We start from the raw sequence: 15967 nt of genomic DNA, 5'->3' as shown, positions 1-15967 counted from the left end.
TGCCCACTCCTTCTGACGCTTCAGACACTTGCAAAGTCAGGAGTCGGCCGTCTCATTCGCCGAGGTTTCGTCGTCCAGGAACCGCGCGGCGAATTGCCGGACGTCCAGAACCCTGCGACGTTCCAGCATTTCGGCCTCGCGCTCGTTGCCTGCGGCAATCAGGCGGATCAACTCACGCCAAGTTTCGACACTGTTTTCGCGCGCGGCCTTTTCCGACAGGCCAAGTCGTGTATAGCGCGCGGTCTGCCTGGCCAGCTGAAAAACCATCTCCTGAATGCGAAGATTCTCGGCTTCGGTCACCAGTTTTTCGTTCATTTCGGCGCTGACATCCATGTGGACGCCGAGCGAATCGTCGGAAACCAGATTGCGTTCCAGAGCCGCACATCCGCGGGTCAGAGCCTCGACGCAGTCGCGAGTTTTCTTGTGCGCCGCGCGGGCTGCACAATAACCCAGCAGGACGGCACGCAGCTCGAACACCTGGTTGATCTCGTTGATCGTCAGGTGGGTGACGCGTGCGCCCTGGCGCGGGATGATATCGACCAGGCCTTCCTTTTCGAGGATGCGAAGTGCCTCGCGGACCGGTCCACGGCTGACCTGAAAGCTGTCCGACAGGCTTTGCTCGGTGATGGCCTGTCCGGGGGCAAGCTCTTCTTGCACGATGGACTCGGCAACCTGCTGAGCGATCTGCTCAGCCAGAGACATTGTCTTACGGACAGTCTTTTTTGCCAGCAGCATGTAGTCTCCTCGTTTTACCAGGCACCTCTCTGCAACATCCACGTCTCGCGCTGAGGGCTTTTGCTATTGTCGACAATAGCCAGTTTTGTCTCGGCAGCGCAAGCTTTGAGATGGTTTTCTTTCGCAGATCAACGGAACGGATGAAGATTTTGTGTCATTGCGGTTGTTGACAATCGTAATGTTTACTCTTATCAATCAGCTCAAGTGCTGACCTGATCGGCAAGCACTGAGATTGAACCGAACTACGGATAGGACCTGCGAGATGAGTATGAAGAACTTCAAAGGCGCCATGCCGGCGCTGATTACGCCCTTCGACACTGACGGAAACATCGACGTTCCCAAGTTCAACAGCTTCCTTGACTGGCTGGTGCCGCAGGTGAACGGTCTCTATGTCGTGGGGTCCTACGGCTCCGGCCCGATCATGTCGGTCGATCAGCGCAAGCAGGTGATCGACGTAGTTACCGAAAAAGTGGACGGTCGCATTCCGATCGTCGTCCACGCCGGCGATCCCGATACGCACACCACGATCGACATCGCCAAATTTGCAGAGGCGCGGAAGGTCTCGGCCATCGCGTCGCTGACGCCCTATTACTACCTGCACGGGCAGGCAGAAGTGGACGCGCACTTCCACCGACTGATCGACGCGGTGGAGACGCCGATCTATCTGTACAACAACCCGAAATACACCAATTTCTGCGTCACGCCCGAGCAAGTCCGCGCCCTGGCGGAGCGCGGTCTCAAGGGTGTTAAGGACAGTTCCGCAAGCATCCAGCTGTTTTACGATCTTGTCGCCGCGACCCTCGACTTCGAGGATTTCAACGTGCTCGTCGGTTCGCAGACAATCCTTCTGCCGGCGCTTGTCGGCGGCGGCACGGGTTGTGTTTCGGGTCTTTCGAACCTCTATCCGAAGGTGGTCAACGGGATCTTTGATGCTGCCAACAAGGGCGATTTCGAAGGCGCCCTGAAACTGCAGCGCGAAGCCAACCAGCTTCGCAAGTTGACCGGATCGGGCATCCCGGTGCCGTTCTACCATGCGGCCCTGAGGTCGCGCGGGATCGACATCGGCCATCCGAAACTGCCGATGCTGCCGAAAACCGAAAAGCAGGAAGCGGACATCGCGAAGGCGCTGGCGGAGTACAAGCACTTCGAGTGACGTGGATTGCGGCGGGCGAGGGAGTTCCTTCGCCCGTGCCTGCCTGACGCTGCGCGTCATGTGCCACCCCTCTCTTTGACGTCGAAGGTGACCGATGCAAGCCAAACTGGTCCTGTTCGATTGCGACGGCGTGATCGTGGACAGCGCAGCGACGACATTTCAGTGTTTGCGGGAAAACCTGCAGGCGTACGGACTTGCCCTGACTTCGGGCGACCTCAAGGAACTGTCCGGCGGCGCCACCTTGGCCGCGATGGGAGATGACCTGCGACGCCGGGGCGTTGACTTGCCGGAGAGCTGGCTGGAAGACTTCTATGTCTATCTCTATGAACGGCTTGACCGCGAAGTTCGCATCATATCCGGGATATCCGGGGTATTTGATGCGCTGGACACGGCCGGAATTCCCTATGCCGTGTGCTCGAACGGCCGACTTCGCAAGATGGAGATCATGTTCGAGCGCGTCGGGTTGTGGGGCAGGCTGAGCCGACGTCTCTATTCTGCCCAAGACATGCCCGCAGCCAAACCGGCGCCCGATGTATATCTCAGGGCCGCAGCCGATGCAGGCGTGGCGCCGTCGGACTGTGCCGTGATCGAGGACAGCGTGACTGGGCTGCGCGCCGCGCGCGCCGCGGGCATGCGCAGTTTGGGTTTTTTTGCCAACGAGAAGCCCGAGAAACTGGAGCCTCTTGCAGACATCCTGTTCGACGACATGCGCGCGTTGCCAGGTCTTTTGGGGCTGTGACGGCGAGACGGAGGGCGCCGAAGATCCTCGTAAATAACACAATCTTATTGTAGACAATATCAAAGTTGTATGAGAGGCTGGATGGCGTGGCTGGAGGAGTCACACGAAGGCATGAACGTTGTGCCGCCACTGAGGAGGAAAAAATGCTGACACAATTTTTAGCGGCTGGTCTTGGAGTTGCCACGTTGCTGGCGGCACCCGCCACAGTCATTGCGGAAGAGTTTCCGGAACGCCCGATCAAGGTCATCGTGCCTTTCAAGTCGGGCGGCGGTTCCGACGCCATCGCGCGCATTTTCCAAAGCGCCATTGAAGCGAATGATCTGGTCGATGTTCCAATCGTCGTGACCAATATCGAAGGCCCCGGAGGCCGCATCGGGTCGCGGACTGCAAAGGACGCGGAACCGGATGGCTATACGGTCCTGATGAACCACATGACCCTTCTGACCAGCGAAGCCACGGGGCTGGCCGACTTTGGATATCGTGATTTCGAGCCGATTGCGGGTACGGGGGACGTCTGTCTGACGGTGGCGGTGGCAGAAGACTCTCCCTTCGACAGCCTTGAAGAGGCGCTTGCTGCGGCCAGCGAGACCCCGGATACGCTGACTTACGGCGTGAACCTCGGTGCGCTGAACCATATGGGCGGGCTGCTGCTGCAATCCAGCAACGAAGGCTCGAAGTTCCGCTTCGTTCAGATCGGCGGCGATGTTGCCAATTCCACCAGCCTGATGGGCGGCCATATCGACATCACCGCCTTTTCGGCCGGCCAGTTCAAGGCCAGCGAATCTGCCGGCCTGCGCGGGCTGGCAATCCTGGCCGATGATCGCCATCCGGCGCTTCCGGATATTCCCACGGCGAAGGAGCAGGGCTTCGATGTGTCCTACTGTTTTGAATACTGGTGGTTCGTCCCCGCCGGCACGCCCGAGGATCGCGTCGAAAAGCTCGCCGACGTTCTGGAAGCGGCGATGCAGACCGAAGAGGTCAAGACGGCCTTCGAAAACCGCCTGACCATTCCGGAGTTTCGCCGCGGAGCAGAGCTGGATGCCTATATCGCGGATGAATACGCCAAGATCGAACCGGTCGCGGCGCAAGCAATGAGCCAGTAGATCGCGACCCGTCAACCCGGTGCCGCGCCTGCGGCGTCGGGTTGTGTCGAGCGCCGGAGGTGACATGAATAGCTCGAGATCAATATGGGCAATGGCCATCGTGGTCATCGGTCTTTCCGCGATGGCGATACAACAGGCCGGTGTGGCGCCGGACATCAGCGTCGATCAGTTTGGTTCGGGCACGGCACCGCTGGCTGTTGCCGTTAGCCTGATCATCCTGTCGGTCTTCATGGTCGTCGAGGCCTGGTTGAAGAGGGCCAATGAATTCGAGGACCTTCCGATCGTCAACCCCGAGGCCCTGAAGGCGCGGCGCGCGAAACCATACATGCAGCACGGCATCTTCAAGGGCACGGGCACGATTGGATTGTTTCTGATCTTCGTCGTGCTTCTCGAGGCGACCCGCGCACCGTTCTGGTTGCTGACCGCAGTATTCCTTTTCCTCGCCAGCCGTGTGATCGAAGGGAGTCTCCGGCAGTGGCTGATCTTGTCGCTTCTGCTGTCACTGGGCCTCGGCGTGGCCCTGGACGTGATCTTCGCGCGGTTCCTGTTGATCGAGCTCCCCTGAAAAGAGGTATGAACCCATGACAGAAGTCTTCGGTCTATTCGCGGGTCTGGCTGGCGGAACGGCCACGGTGCTGTCGCTTTCGATCCTGCCGTACTTGCTGATCGGCGTGTTTCTTGGTGTGACGGTCGGCGCGATCCCCGGCCTGACAGGCAGCATGTTGATCGCCCTGTCCTTGCCGGCGACCTTTTTCCTGACGCCCGAGCAGGCAATGGCGCTGCTGGTCGCCGAATATGTCGGATCGGTGAGCGGTGGTCTCATTTCGGCGACATTGCTCAGCATGCCCGGCACACCGGCCAGCGTCATGACAACGCTTGACGGATATCCCATGGCGGCCGGTGGTCAGCCGGGCCGGGCGCTTGGACTTGGCACCATGGCCTCGCTCGCGGGCGGGCTGATGTCGTGGCTGTTTCTTGTGCTGCTGGCAATGCCGCTGGCTTCGGTCGCGGTGCAGTTCGGGCCCTGGGAGTATTTCTCTATGGCACTTCTGGCGCTGCTGCTGATCTCGGCGGTTCGCGACGGCAGCATGGCCAAGGCCCTCTTGTCCGGGCTCTTGGGCGTGCTGCTGGCCTTGCCGGGAGAAGACCCGTCTATCGGTATGCCGCGTCTCACCTTCGGCATGCCCAGCATGGAGGCCGGTTTCTCCATGCTACCGGTTCTGGTTGGCGTCTATGCCATCAGCCAGGTCGTCGGTGATCTGCTATCCGATACGCGCGCGGTCGATTCCAGCGGTCCGGTCAGGACGATCACGGTTCGTATCGCCGATGTCGTGCGGCACCGGGTCAATCTGGCACGCTCGGCAGTGATCGGAACGATGGTGGGCATCCTGCCCGGGGTCGGCGCGAATATCGGGTCGGTCATGTCGTATCTGGTCGCCAAGAAATCCTCCCGCACGCCGGAAGAGTTCGGCCACGGCTCGGAAGAGGGAATCGTCGCCTCCGAGGCGGGCAACAACGCCACCGTCGGCGGCGCACTCATTCCGTTGATCTCCTTGGGCATCCCCGGAAGCATCGCGGATGCTTTCCTGATGAGCGCAATGGTGATCCATGGCATCACGCCCGGGCCCCTGCTCTTCACCACCAACGCCGAGTTGGTCTATGTGATCATGGGCGCGGCGCTGTTTGCCAATCTCGTCATGTTTGCCGTAATGCTGAGCACGATCCGCTTCCTGAGGCGTTTGACCGACATACCTTTGTCGCTGCTGTTCCCGCCGATCCTGGTTTTCTGTGTCGTCGGCTCCTTTGCGCTCAACAACCGGATGTTCGATGTCTGGGTGATGATTGGCTGCGGTGCACTGGGGGTTCTGATGAACAAGGCGCGCATTCCCCTGGCTCCGTTCGTGATCGGCTTCGTGCTTGCTCCGATTGCCGAGGCGAAACTGCGCACTGGTCTGATGATCTCGGGCGGTGACTATACCGCCGTTTTCGAGAGGCCGATCGCACTCGGGCTGCTCGCACTCAGCGCCCTGCTGCTGTTCATGCCGGCGATCAAGTGGATGCTGCGCCGCAGGACGGCGTGATACGAGGGAGAAGTCAAAATTGATGACATAGAGATTGTTGACAATAAGTGTTGGAGCGTCGACAATCTGAATCGAACGAAACGGGAGGAACTATACAATGACACTTCGAACGTGGAAGACGGCGCTGGCAGCCACCATGGCATTTGCCTTTAGCGGGGCGAGCGCGCTGGCCGAGTATCCCGAAAAGCCGCTCACGATGCTGGTCGGTTTTGGAGCCGGTGGCGGCACGGACGCGATCGGGCGCAAGATCGCCGTGGAAATGGAAGAGGTTCTGGGTCAGCCGGTCGTCGTGGTGAACAAGCCCGGCGGCGGCGGTCTGGTCTCCTGGCAGGAGCTGGTGGCTGCCGAACCCGACGGCTACACCATGGCGATCTTTCTGCCGTTGAATGCCGCGATCCAGAAGTACCTGAAAACATCTGAATCCTGGATTGATCCGCTTGAGGACATCCGGCTTCTGGGCATGGTGAACGCCGATGCCTGGGGCATCGCGGTCCGGGCCGATCAGCCTTACGACGATGTCGAAGGATTCGTGGAATGGGCGCGGCAGAACCCCGGCGCCAAGGTCAGCGACGGCGGTCCGGCCACGGCGTACCACTGGGCTTGGGAAGCGCTCAACGAGAAATACGGCCTGGGGCTGAAGACCGTGACCTATAAGGGCGGGACTGCCGGAGGTTTGAAGGCTGTTGCCGGCGGCGAAGTCGTGGCGGCCGGCTCTGGTGCGCCCGAGGCCAGTTCCATGGCCCGGGCGGGTCTGGTCAAGATGGTCGGTATCGCAGCCGAAGACCGCAATCCCAAGGCGCCGGATGTGCCGACTTTCCGCGAACAGGGTTTCGACTTTATCTTCGGTCCGTCCCGCGGCTTCGCGGTTCCGGCCGGCACTCCCGATGACGTGGTTCAAGTGCTTGCCGACGCTGTCAAGGCTGCCTATGACTCCAAGGGATACCAATCTCACCTTGAAAAAAGCGGCCAAGGCGGCTGGTACCTTACGCCGGAGGAGAGCGAGGCCTACGTCGAGAGCGTCGACGCCGAGTTCAAATCCTTGATTGATAGCGCAGGTATGCTGCGCTGACCGGCGCGAAAAGCGGGTAGCGGATAATGAACACGGATATCGCAACCGGATTTCTGGGCCTGGTCATCGCCTTTTGCGCATGGCTGACGGCCCGGAACTTTCCTTTGCAAAGCCTTGAAAACGGTCTTGGAGCGGGTTTCTTCCCGCTCCTCATCATCGGGCTGATCGCCCTGCTTTCGCTGACTTCCATCGCCGTCGGACTTGCAAAAAGCGGGCGCGCGCGCCCGGTAACTCTTGTACGAAAGGGCACCCCCCAGGCGGCGACCCTGCTACTGTCACTCGTCGTGTTTACCTTCCTGTTCGGTCAGGTCGGACTGCTGGTGCCGGTGATCATCCTCATCGTCGGGCTGATGTTTGTTCTGGGCGCATCTTTGCTGTCCGCTGCAGCCGTCGGGACGATTGCGGGCGGCGCCGTCTACGGCTTGTTCGTTCATGTCTTGCAAATGCCGCTACCATAGGTCCGGAGTAGGAAGACCATGTACAGCTTTTTCGACGCCGTCTCTCTGGGCATTCCACTTGTGTTCAAGCTGGATATCCTGATCCTGGTTTTTATCGGAACCGTCGCGGGGCTGCTGATCGGGGCCTTGCCAGGCCTGACCTCGGCCATGGCCGTCGCTCTTCTGGTGCCGATGACCTACACCCTGTCGCCGGAACAGGCCTTTGCCATTCTCCTGCCCGCCTACGCGGCCGGCACGTTCGGCGGATCGGTTGCAGCCATATTGTTGAACATCCCGGGCACTGGCGCGGCCATCATGACAACGCTGGACGGCTCGCCGCTCCGCGAACAGGGGCAGGCCGGGCGCGCGATCGGATTGGCCATTTCGGCATCGGTCCTCGGCGGGCTGGCCAGCGCGGCCGTCCTCATGGCCATTGCTCCGGCGGCAGCGCTATGGGCGTTGAAGCTCGGCGCGCATGAATATTTCGCGGTCGCGCTGTTCGGCCTCGTGGTGATCGCCTTCGTCAGCGACGCACCGGTCGCAGGCATGCTTTCCGGTGCGGTGGGGCTCCTTCTTGCGACCGCAGGCAATGATCCCGCCGGGGCGTACCCCCGGTTTACCTTCGGACAGTCCGAGATGGTCGGCGGCCTGCAATTCGTGCCGGTCATGATCGGCCTCTTCGGGATTGCCGAAGTTCTGACCGTGGTGGACAGGGGGCTGGCCGACCGACCGCCAGTAACGCAGAAGCTGAAAGGCGTCTATCAGAGCCTGTTGGAGCCGTTGGTCCGGTTCACGGTCTTGGTCCGTTCGATCATCACGGGCCTCGTGATTGGCATCATGCCGGGATCCGGACCCACCATCGGATCTGTCATGTCCTACGGGCTGGAAAAGAGCATAGGCCGGAACCGCGCGCAGATGGGGCGTGGCGCGCCCGAGGGCGTCATCGCCGCAGAGGCGGCCAACAACAGTGGCACCGGCGGCGCGCTGGTTCCGATGTTCGCCCTCGGCATTCCAGGCGATGCCGTCACCGCCATCTTGATCGGCGCCCTGCTGATCCACGGGTTGCAGCCCGGGCCGGCGATGTTCCTGGAGCAGCCGGAACTGGTGTCCAGTTTGTTCCTGCTGTTCGTCATGGGCAATATATTCTTCCTGGCCATCGGCCTGGCGGGCTTGCCGGTTCTGCTCAAGATTCTCGAAACCCGGCCGCGATATCTCTTGCCGGTCGTGATCTCGCTGTGTCTGATCGGCTCCTATGCAGCGTCGGCCAGCCTGTTCGACGCCTGGCTGGCGCTGGGGTTCGGCGCATTCGGTTTCTTCATGCGAAAGTTGTACATTCCGATCGCGCCGATGGTGCTTGGCTTCATTCTCGGCCCGTTGATCGAGGACAACCTGCGCCGCGCAATCATTCTGGACGATGGCGACATCAGCGGCTTTGTCGACCATCCGATCAGCCTTTTGGCGTTTGCCGGAATCGGCCTCATGATTGTGATGCCGCAAATCATGAAGCTGGGGAGACGTCGGGCACAGGAAGTCTCCGGTTCGTGACCCTCCGCGGGTCTACACTGAAGATCCGTCCGCACGACCTCGCTCAGACCAGGAAAAAGAAGGGAATCACATGATCTATCGGGACTTGGGAGCGACCGGCCTGAAAGTGTCGGAAATCGGCTTCGGCGGCTGGGCGCTTGGGGGCGTTGCTTACCGTGACGGTGTGCCTTCCGGGTGGGAGGGCACCGAGATGAAACGGTCCATCCTGACCGTCGAAAGAGCCTGGCGGCAAGGCATGACGTTCTTTGATGTCATTCGGCGTGACACCGGGACCCCACACGCTTTAACCCTTTCAAAGACTTATCATACCGATCGGCGTAGAACCCCTATGCAGATTTACAGACATGGCCCGCATCCAGCTTGCCGCCGGGTCGGATCGCACCAATATGGCGCTGGCGCAACATATCATTGCCGAGCAGCAGAAGGAGATCGAGGCCATGCGCGCTTGGCTGCGTCAGCGTGGCATCGAGACCGAGTGATGGGCGAGGAAGCGGGCTTGCCCCGCGTTCTCCAACTGCAAGGCGTCAAGACAATTGTGCAGGGCGCCTTGCCTCATGAGATGAGGACCATTCCGGTGAACCGAACACGAAGCCCTCAGGCGCGGGTTTTCTGTATTTGGTGTCATCACTGAAGCTGTCCATTTGCAAAGATGGGCCAGCTAGCGACTGACAGGAGACCAGTGGTTTCGCCATACCAGCGGCTGCCGACTTGGACCCGTTCTTGCTGGAACTGGCTTAGCGAATGCGCGTTGATTTTCTTACACACAACTGAAGGGAGCGAGCACAATGAACAGCCCTATTCGCACGCTGGTCAGGTAATATGGATGGATCCACCTTTCCCTCGGCCTTCTCGGCAATATCGGCTTCTTCGTCGGAAGCATCTTCTTCCTGCCTTCTTTGGAGCAATACAAAACGCTGGGCGTCTGGCTCTTTATCGTCGGCTCCTTTTTCATGCTGATTGGGGCGTTGGGGCGCCTGCTCGTGGATGTGACCGACAAAACGTGACGGCCGCCCACTGGGTTTCCTCCGCGCGTCGCGCCTCCATCGCCGCCGGCCCGAAAAAAAAAGGAACTTCGGCGATCAAAGCCTAAAGGATTTCTCAGCCAGTTGGCGCGACTGAAAAAGGCTCAATAGCCCGCCGCTTCGAGGCCGGTTTCGCGGAAACGCAGAGAGGTTGCTCGATCAAATGCGCTTTCAGACAAACTGATACAGTTGCACAGGCAAGGTAGGTGTCGCGCCGCAGCGCGGGGATGTGCTGGGACAATTGCCACATCACAGCACCCCCAATGCAACGACCGTCAATACAATGTAGCGACTGGCCTTGGCGATCGTCACGAGAAGCAGGAAGCTCCAGATCGGTTCGCGCAGCACGCCAGCGACCACGGTCAGGGCATCGCCAACAACGGGAGCCCAACTGAGAAGAAGGCTCCAGCGACCCCATCGATGATACCAGCGTGTCGCCCGGTCAAGAGCCTTTTCGTTCACTGGAAACCATCGCCGTTGCCGGAACCGCTCGATCCAGCATCCGAGTGCCCAGTTGACGGCGGAGCCGAGCACGTTGCCGATCGTGGCGACGACAATCAGCAGGGCAGGCGATTGCTTGCCGAGAACCAGCAAGCCGACCAAGGCGGCCTCCGACTGGGCAGGCAGGATTGTTGCAGCGACGAACGCAATTGCGAAAAGCCCGGCTAGTGAGAACAACCCATCCACATTACTGGTCGACGCGGGTGTGGTTGTGCACCTGGCGCTATCGTTACTATGGCATTCAACTTAGTGGCAAGCGCTGCCCTGAGCACAGCGCCAGCGTCTTTACCACATTGACGGTCGCTTTCCGAGCGACCATTCGCACAAGACGCCCGCCGCCTCTGCAGGAAGCGGGCGATCTGATTCATTGGACGTCGCAACCAGCGGCAGCATCGTCTGAGCGCCCCATCTACCGAGGCGCCCGTTGGAACCTCTGCCCGAACCGTTTCAGATCGGCCCTTCGTAGTCCAGGTAGGCCATCATGCCGCTCGCCATGTGATAGAGGTGGTGGCAGTGGAAGGGCCAGCGGCCGGGATTGTCGGCGGTAAACGCGATATCGACCTTTGCCATCGGCGGCACATAGACGGTGTCGCGCACCGCGCCCTCCAGCGTCCTGCCATTGATGCCGACAACCTGGAAGTGATGGCCATGCAGATGCATTGGATGTCCCATCATCGACATGTTGGTCATGGAAAGCCGGATGTGATCGCCGCGGCGCGCGCGCAACTGGTCCGCGCCGCCGATCCTCCAGTCATAGCCGGACATGCTGCCGGAAAGGACGAGGTCATGGCTACGGGTTGTGGAGCCGGCTTCTGAAGCGGAAAGGCCGCGAAGCCGGCTTTCCAGCGTGAGATCCAGCACTGGGCCGTCTTCCGCCCCGAAGCCTGATACCCTGGTAACGGTCGCGCCGCGCGTCGCCAGGATGATGCCGGTCCGTTCGCGCGCGCCTTCGCGCAGCGCCAGAACCGGAAAGGCCCCGCCTTCGGCCGGAACGTCGAGCATGATGTCGAGGCGTTGCCCCATCGAAATCCCGAAGCGGGCGCCGGAAACAGGCTGGACCGGCTGGCCATCGACGGCCACCAGGCGACCGGGAAGCGTGCCGGCGTCGATGGTGAAGCTGGTGGCGGTGGCGCCGTTGATGACGCGCAGGCGCACCCGGCCGCCCTTGTCGACGGCAAACACCTCCGGATCGTCCAGCGTCCGGTCATTGGCGAGGTAGGCATCATAGTCGATGTCGTTCAGGTCCATCTGCATTCCGGACATCGCCATGCCGGGCATCGCCGTGCCGGACATGTTCTGCCCCTGCATCATCATGGCGTGACCGCCCATCATCCCGCCATGGCCGCTTCCACCTTTCGTCAGGCCGGCGAGCAATTCCTCGGGCGAACGGAACGAGAAGTCGTGGAGCAGGATGACGACGTCCTGCACATCGGCCTTTCTGTCTTCCTCCGAAAGGATGATCAGCGGCGCTGCCAGCAGGCTCTGTTCCTGAAGCGTATGGGCGTGCATCCAGTGCGTGCCGCCGGCGGCGAGCGGGAAAGTGTAGCGGCGTTCTTCCCCCGGCGCGATCATCGGCGCCGGATTGTCGGGCACGCCGTCCATCTCCCATGGCGGCGTCAGGCCATGCCAGTGAACGAGCGTCGCCTCGTTGCTGTTGTTTGCAAGGCGCACATCGAACGGGCGTTCCGCCTCAAGGGTGAGGCCGGGCTTGCCGCCGGGCCCGGTAAGGCCGAAGACGCTGGCAGACTGACCGTTCACCTCGATCGTGCGGTTGGTGATCTGAAGGTCGATGGGCGTCTGCCGCGCCCGCGCGGGGCTGGCCCAGGCGATAGGCAGGCCGGGTCCGAAGGCTGCCGCGCCAAGCGCGAGCCTCTGCATGAATTGTCTGCGATACATGATCGTTCTCCCGATGGCCGGTCATCGGACCGGCATTGTCACATGAAGGATGGCCGGCATGGCCGGCGGTTCATGCGAGGGAGCGGGGAGGCTCGAAATCGGGCGGAACGGGATGGCCCTTCAGGCGCGAGGAGAGATCGGGGAAGGTGAGGTTTCTGGCAATGCGTGTCAGCAGGCCCGAAGTCGGCGTCGGCGGTCCATGTCATGCAGGGCGCCGGCGGGCTGCGCCTGGGTGATTGCGGTTTCGGGCGAGGTTGCGCAATGCGTGACGGCGCTCGCCGCGGAGGGCGAAAGCACGCCGAGAAGCATGGCCGTGACAATGCACAGCGCCTTCACCGCCGCTCTCATTGTCCGCATGTACCCCATGTTCAACCCATTCGCCGTGCGCCGGCGCCGGAATGCCTCGGCGCACCGGCGATCAGCAGACAGTGCGGGGCGATCATGGCCGATCTTGGGCCGTGTCGCGGCGTGCTGCGGGTCCCGATGCATGAGCCGTCCTAAAGCTTCGTCGCCCGCAGCCTCAGCGCATTGCCGATGACCGAGACCGAGGACAGGCTCATCGCCGCGGCCGCGACGATCGGCGAAAGCAGCAGGCCGAAGAAGGGGTAGAGGATCCCGGCGGCAAGCGGCACGCCTGCGGTGTTGTAGACGAACGCGAAGAACAGGTTCTGGCGGATATTGGCCATCGTCGCCTCGGCAAGGTGACGGACGCGCACGATCCCGGTCAGGTCGCCCTTGATCAGGGTGATGCCGGCGCTTTCGACTGCGACATCCGCGCCGGTGCCCATGGCGATCCCGACATCAGCGACCGCGAGCGCTGGCGCATCGTTGACCCCGTCGCCGGCCATGGCGACCGCGTGGCCGTCGCGGCGCAGGCGCTCGATCAGGTCGTGCTTGTCCTGCGGGCTCACCCCGGCATGGAGCTCATCGATCCCGAGTGTCCGCGCCACGGCTTTCGCGGTTGCCTCGGCATCGCCTGTTGCCATCACGATGCGCATGCCCGCTTCGTGCAGCGCGCGGATCGCATCCGGGGTGGTTTCCTTGATGCGATCAGCGACGGCGACAATTCCGGCAGCATGGCCATCGGCGGCGACGTACATCGCAGTCTTGCCCTCGCCCTGAAGCGTGGCGACGCGCTCCCGCAAGGCGATGACATCGATACCTTCCGCCTCCATCAGCGCGGCGTTTCCAAGCGCCGCCCTGCGTCCGTCGACCGTTCCCGTCACGCCCTGGCCGGTGACGGCAGCGAAATCACTGCTTTCCCGTTCCGGCGCTTCCGCTTCGCGAGCACCGGCGACGATCGCTTCGGCGAGAGGATGCTCCGAGCCGCGCTCAAGCGCTGCCGCAATCGAAAGCAGGTCCATGCGGTCGAAGCCGTCCCGCGGCTCGGCGTCGGTGAGCGTCGGCTTGCCTTCTGTCAACGTGCCGGTCTTGTTCACCACCAGCACGTCGACCTTTGAAAAGCGCTCCAGCGCTTCCGCATCGCGGATCAGCACGCCTGCATTCGCGCCACGTCCGGTAGCGACCATGATCGACATCGGGGTTGCAAGCCCCAGCGCGCAGGGGCAGGCGATGATCAGCACCGAAACCGCCGCGACAAAGGCATAGGAAAGCGCGGGTGAGGGGCCGAATGCCAGCCATGCCAGAAAGGCGATCACCGCCACCGCGACGACGGCCGGCACGAAATAGGATGCCACCCGGTCTGCCATCGCCTGGATCGGCGCGCGGGAACGCTGGGCCTTGGAGACCATGTCGACGATCCGGGAGAGCGTCGTCTCCGCGCCGACGCTTTCGGCGCGCATCAGGAAGCTGCCGTTCTTGTTGAGCGTCCCGCCGGTCACCGGCTCGCCTTCGCTCTTTTCGACCGGGACCGGCTCCCCGGTAATCATGCTTTCGTCAACCGACGAGCGACCTTCGATGACGATGCCGTCGACAGGCACGCTCTCGCCGGGCCGCACGCGCAGCACGTCGCCCGCCTGCAGCGTTTCGACGGGGACGTCCTCCTCGCCGCCGTCGGTGACCTTGCGCGCGGTCTTCGGCGCGAGATCCAGCAGCGCCCGGATCGCATCGCCCGTCCGTTCGTGCGCGGCAAGCTCCATCACCTGGCCGATCAGCACCAGTACGAGAATGACGGCGGCGGCTTCAAAGTAGACCGGGGCCATGCCCATAGCGTCGCGCATCGCCGCGGGAAACAGCCCGGGCGCGACAAGCGAGACGACGGAGAAAACATAGGCCGCCCCGGTTCCGAGCGCGATCAGCGTCCACATGTTGGGGCTTTTGTTGACGATCGACGACCAACCGCGCTGGAAGAACGGCCAGCAGATCACCATGACGGGCGTCGCCAGCGCGAATTGCAGCCAGCCGAACAGCGTGCGGCCGAACCAGTTCTCGAAGGGCAGGCCCAGATGGCTGCCCATTTCGAGAGCGAAGACGGCGAGCGCCAGCGGCGCGGCAATCATCAGTCGGCGCTTGAAATCGACAGATTCAGGGTTGGGCCCGGCATCGGCTGAAGGCGTCATCGGCTCCAGCGCCATCCCGCATTTCGGGCAATTTCCGGGGTGATCGCGCACGATCTCGGGATGCATCGGGCAGGTATAGAGCGTGCCTTCCGGCTGCGCTTCGGCCTCGGCGGGACCGGACGCGTAGCGCTCCGGATCCGCCTCGAACTTCGCCTGGCAGCCGCCGGAGCAGAAGTAATAGCTTTCGCCGCCGTGCTTCGCCATGTGGCGGGCACGGGCGCGGTCGACGGACATGCCGCAGACCGGATTCTCAGCACTCAGATAGACCGTCGGGTCTGCCGCGAAGCGATCCCGGCATTTTTCCGAGCAGAAGTGAAATTGCCGGTGATCATGCTCGACAGAAGGCTTCCCGGCGTCCGGTTCGACCGTCATCCCGCAGACTGGATCGCGCGTTACGGTCTCACTCGCAGCATGTCCGTCGTTGCCGGATCCGGACCAGTGGTTGGTGTGCGAATGCTGCATTGTGTGGCCTCCTGATGATGTCGGTCTTCCACAATATGGTCCTTCCAGCAACTGGAAGGTCAAGGCCGGTGATGCAGGTCTGGTGAACGTAGGGCCTTGTGGATCTCTTCCGGCGACTGCAGGTTTCCAGATTGCCACAGCGACAGCTGAAGGCGTGAAGCCCATCGCCGAACACTTCAGAGTGATTTGATCCAACCAGACATTTCCCGTCGCCGAAACGCAATGCGATGGGCGACGATGACGGGGTGGTCTCCCGACCAAGGAATTATTAACCGCCGCGATCCTCTAAACCTTGTTTTGTCTACGAAATAGGTGAGACTTAAGAGGTCGGCGGTTCGCTTCCCTTCAAGACCGCTGTTCTCTCTCAATGCTGGCAGTGTCACAACAACAGTGTGGTGAAAGCCTGCGGTCATGTCGCCGATGACGCGCACGCCATCCTCATTATGGATCAGGCGCGCTCGCACATGTTCAACAATCTCGTCGTGCCCGAAAACATTGCCATCCTGCCGCTGCCGTTGAAGTCGCCCGAGATGAGCCCGGTCGAAAACCTCCGGTAGTTCATCCGTCAGAACTGGTTGTCAAACCGGGTCTTCAAAGCAAACGAGGGACAATCGAACCGGATCGTTTCATCATTGATCCGATCGATCAAATGCTGGGACTAAGCTAGAGCAGTTTCCGATCATATAGGTTCATAGCCGGCGGCTT

Annotated in this window: 16 protein-coding genes; 11 read left to right on the top strand and 5 right to left on the bottom strand. The window is 61.6% G+C overall.

Annotated elements, in window-relative coordinates; translation table 11 throughout:
- Positions 1 to 36 precede the first annotated feature (36 nt).
- A complete protein-coding gene (locus K7H91_RS22150) occupies positions 37 to 735 on the bottom strand; it encodes a GntR family transcriptional regulator (protein ID WP_230722375.1) in 699 nt (232 codons plus the stop codon).
- Between the two features lie 268 nt (positions 736 to 1003).
- Here K7H91_RS22150 and K7H91_RS22145 point away from each other — a divergent pair, with 268 nt between their 5' ends.
- The 10 genes from K7H91_RS22145 (at position 1004) to K7H91_RS25910 (ending at position 9866) form a co-directional block, all read left to right on the top strand.
- Positions 1004 to 1888, top strand: a complete 885-nt coding sequence (locus K7H91_RS22145) for a dihydrodipicolinate synthase family protein (RefSeq protein ID WP_230722374.1) — start codon at positions 1004 to 1006, stop codon at positions 1886 to 1888.
- Positions 1889 to 1982: 94 nt separating this feature from the next.
- The gene (locus tag K7H91_RS22140) at positions 1983 to 2627 is read left to right on the top strand and encodes an HAD family hydrolase (protein WP_230722373.1); all 645 of its coding nucleotides are present in this window, start codon (positions 1983 to 1985) and stop codon (positions 2625 to 2627) included.
- A gap of 143 nt (positions 2628 to 2770) precedes the next feature.
- Positions 2771 to 3730 carry a Bug family tripartite tricarboxylate transporter substrate binding protein gene (locus tag K7H91_RS22135; protein ID WP_230722372.1) on the top strand — a complete coding sequence of 320 codons (960 nt, stop codon included), beginning with the start codon at positions 2771 to 2773 and terminating at the stop codon, positions 3728 to 3730.
- 64 nt (positions 3731 to 3794) lie between these two features.
- Complete coding sequence (locus K7H91_RS22130) at positions 3795 to 4295, top strand: tripartite tricarboxylate transporter TctB family protein (RefSeq protein ID WP_230722371.1); 501 nt, start codon at positions 3795 to 3797, stop codon at positions 4293 to 4295.
- Positions 4296 to 4311: 16 nt separating this feature from the next.
- Positions 4312 to 5811 carry a tripartite tricarboxylate transporter permease gene (locus K7H91_RS22125; RefSeq protein ID WP_230722370.1) on the top strand — a complete coding sequence of 500 codons (1500 nt, stop codon included), beginning with the start codon at positions 4312 to 4314 and terminating at the stop codon, positions 5809 to 5811.
- A 136-nt stretch (positions 5812 to 5947) separates the two neighbouring features.
- A complete protein-coding gene (locus tag K7H91_RS22120) occupies positions 5948 to 6880 on the top strand; it encodes a Bug family tripartite tricarboxylate transporter substrate binding protein (protein WP_230722369.1) in 933 nt (310 codons plus the stop codon).
- A gap of 26 nt (positions 6881 to 6906) precedes the next feature.
- Complete coding sequence (locus tag K7H91_RS22115; RefSeq protein WP_230722368.1) at positions 6907 to 7338, top strand: tripartite tricarboxylate transporter TctB family protein; 432 nt, start codon at positions 6907 to 6909, stop codon at positions 7336 to 7338.
- A gap of 18 nt (positions 7339 to 7356) precedes the next feature.
- Positions 7357 to 8862 carry a tripartite tricarboxylate transporter permease gene (locus K7H91_RS22110; protein WP_230722367.1) on the top strand — a complete coding sequence of 502 codons (1506 nt, stop codon included), beginning with the start codon at positions 7357 to 7359 and terminating at the stop codon, positions 8860 to 8862.
- A gap of 344 nt (positions 8863 to 9206) precedes the next feature.
- Positions 9207 to 9341, top strand: a complete 135-nt coding sequence (locus tag K7H91_RS22105; protein WP_230722366.1) for a DUF305 domain-containing protein — start codon at positions 9207 to 9209, stop codon at positions 9339 to 9341.
- A 348-nt stretch (positions 9342 to 9689) separates the two neighbouring features.
- Entirely contained in the window at positions 9690 to 9866 is a 177-nt protein-coding gene (locus tag K7H91_RS25910) for a YrhK family protein (protein ID WP_419197514.1), read from the top strand.
- Positions 9867 to 10133: 267 nt separating this feature from the next.
- Here the strand turns inward: K7H91_RS25910 and K7H91_RS22100 are convergent, their stop codons facing one another.
- The 4 genes from K7H91_RS22100 to K7H91_RS22085 all read right to left on the bottom strand — a co-directional run bounded on the left by K7H91_RS22100 (position 10134) and on the right by K7H91_RS22085 (position 15262).
- Positions 10134 to 10571 carry a YqaA family protein gene (locus K7H91_RS22100; protein ID WP_419197512.1) on the bottom strand — a complete coding sequence of 146 codons (438 nt, stop codon included), beginning with the start codon at positions 10569 to 10571 and terminating at the stop codon, positions 10134 to 10136.
- Positions 10572 to 10832: 261 nt separating this feature from the next.
- A complete protein-coding gene (locus K7H91_RS22095; protein WP_230722364.1) occupies positions 10833 to 12281 on the bottom strand; it encodes a multicopper oxidase family protein in 1449 nt (482 codons plus the stop codon).
- 168 nt (positions 12282 to 12449) lie between these two features.
- The gene (locus K7H91_RS22090) at positions 12450 to 12638 is read right to left on the bottom strand and encodes a hypothetical protein (RefSeq protein WP_230722363.1); all 189 of its coding nucleotides are present in this window, start codon (positions 12636 to 12638) and stop codon (positions 12450 to 12452) included.
- 140 nt (positions 12639 to 12778) lie between these two features.
- Entirely contained in the window at positions 12779 to 15262 is a 2484-nt protein-coding gene (locus tag K7H91_RS22085) for a heavy metal translocating P-type ATPase (protein WP_230722362.1), read from the bottom strand.
- 392 nt (positions 15263 to 15654) lie between these two features.
- Between K7H91_RS22085 and K7H91_RS22080 the strand changes: the two genes are divergently transcribed.
- Positions 15655 to 15819, top strand: a complete 165-nt coding sequence (locus tag K7H91_RS22080; RefSeq protein WP_230722361.1) for a hypothetical protein — start codon at positions 15655 to 15657, stop codon at positions 15817 to 15819.
- The last annotated feature ends 148 nt before the right edge of the window (positions 15820 to 15967 follow it).

This window comes from Martelella mediterranea (genome assembly GCF_021021415.1).
In the GTDB taxonomy this organism is placed as follows: Bacteria; Pseudomonadota; Alphaproteobacteria; order Rhizobiales; family Rhizobiaceae; genus Martelella; species Martelella mediterranea_C.
Note: the sequence above shows the minus strand (reverse complement) of the source record. Positions and strands in the feature narration are given on the sequence as shown.

What these genes read in the sequence shown, in the direction of transcription:
- K7H91_RS22150 (WP_230722375.1), bottom strand. Translation starts at nt 735, where the DNA reads ATGCTGCTGGCAAAAAAGACTGTCCGTAAGACAATGTCTCTGGCTGAG.
- K7H91_RS22145 (WP_230722374.1), top strand. Translation starts at nt 1,004, where the DNA reads ATGAAGAACTTCAAAGGCGCCATGCCGGCGCTGATTACGCCCTTCGAC.
- K7H91_RS22140 (WP_230722373.1), top strand. Translation starts at nt 1,983, where the DNA reads ATGCAAGCCAAACTGGTCCTGTTCGATTGCGACGGCGTGATCGTGGAC.
- K7H91_RS22135 (WP_230722372.1), top strand. Translation starts at nt 2,771, where the DNA reads ATGCTGACACAATTTTTAGCGGCTGGTCTTGGAGTTGCCACGTTGCTG.
- K7H91_RS22130 (WP_230722371.1), top strand. Translation starts at nt 3,795, where the DNA reads ATGAATAGCTCGAGATCAATATGGGCAATGGCCATCGTGGTCATCGGT.
- K7H91_RS22125 (WP_230722370.1), top strand. Translation starts at nt 4,312, where the DNA reads ATGACAGAAGTCTTCGGTCTATTCGCGGGTCTGGCTGGCGGAACGGCC.
- K7H91_RS22120 (WP_230722369.1), top strand. Translation starts at nt 5,948, where the DNA reads ATGGCATTTGCCTTTAGCGGGGCGAGCGCGCTGGCCGAGTATCCCGAA.
- K7H91_RS22115 (WP_230722368.1), top strand. Translation starts at nt 6,907, where the DNA reads ATGAACACGGATATCGCAACCGGATTTCTGGGCCTGGTCATCGCCTTT.
- K7H91_RS22110 (WP_230722367.1), top strand. Translation starts at nt 7,357, where the DNA reads ATGTACAGCTTTTTCGACGCCGTCTCTCTGGGCATTCCACTTGTGTTC.
- K7H91_RS22105 (WP_230722366.1), top strand. Translation starts at nt 9,207, where the DNA reads ATGGCCCGCATCCAGCTTGCCGCCGGGTCGGATCGCACCAATATGGCG.
- K7H91_RS22095 (WP_230722364.1), bottom strand. Translation starts at nt 12,281, where the DNA reads ATGTATCGCAGACAATTCATGCAGAGGCTCGCGCTTGGCGCGGCAGCC.
- K7H91_RS22090 (WP_230722363.1), bottom strand. Translation starts at nt 12,638, where the DNA reads ATGCGGACAATGAGAGCGGCGGTGAAGGCGCTGTGCATTGTCACGGCC.
- K7H91_RS22085 (WP_230722362.1), bottom strand. Translation starts at nt 15,262, where the DNA reads ATGCAGCATTCGCACACCAACCACTGGTCCGGATCCGGCAACGACGGA.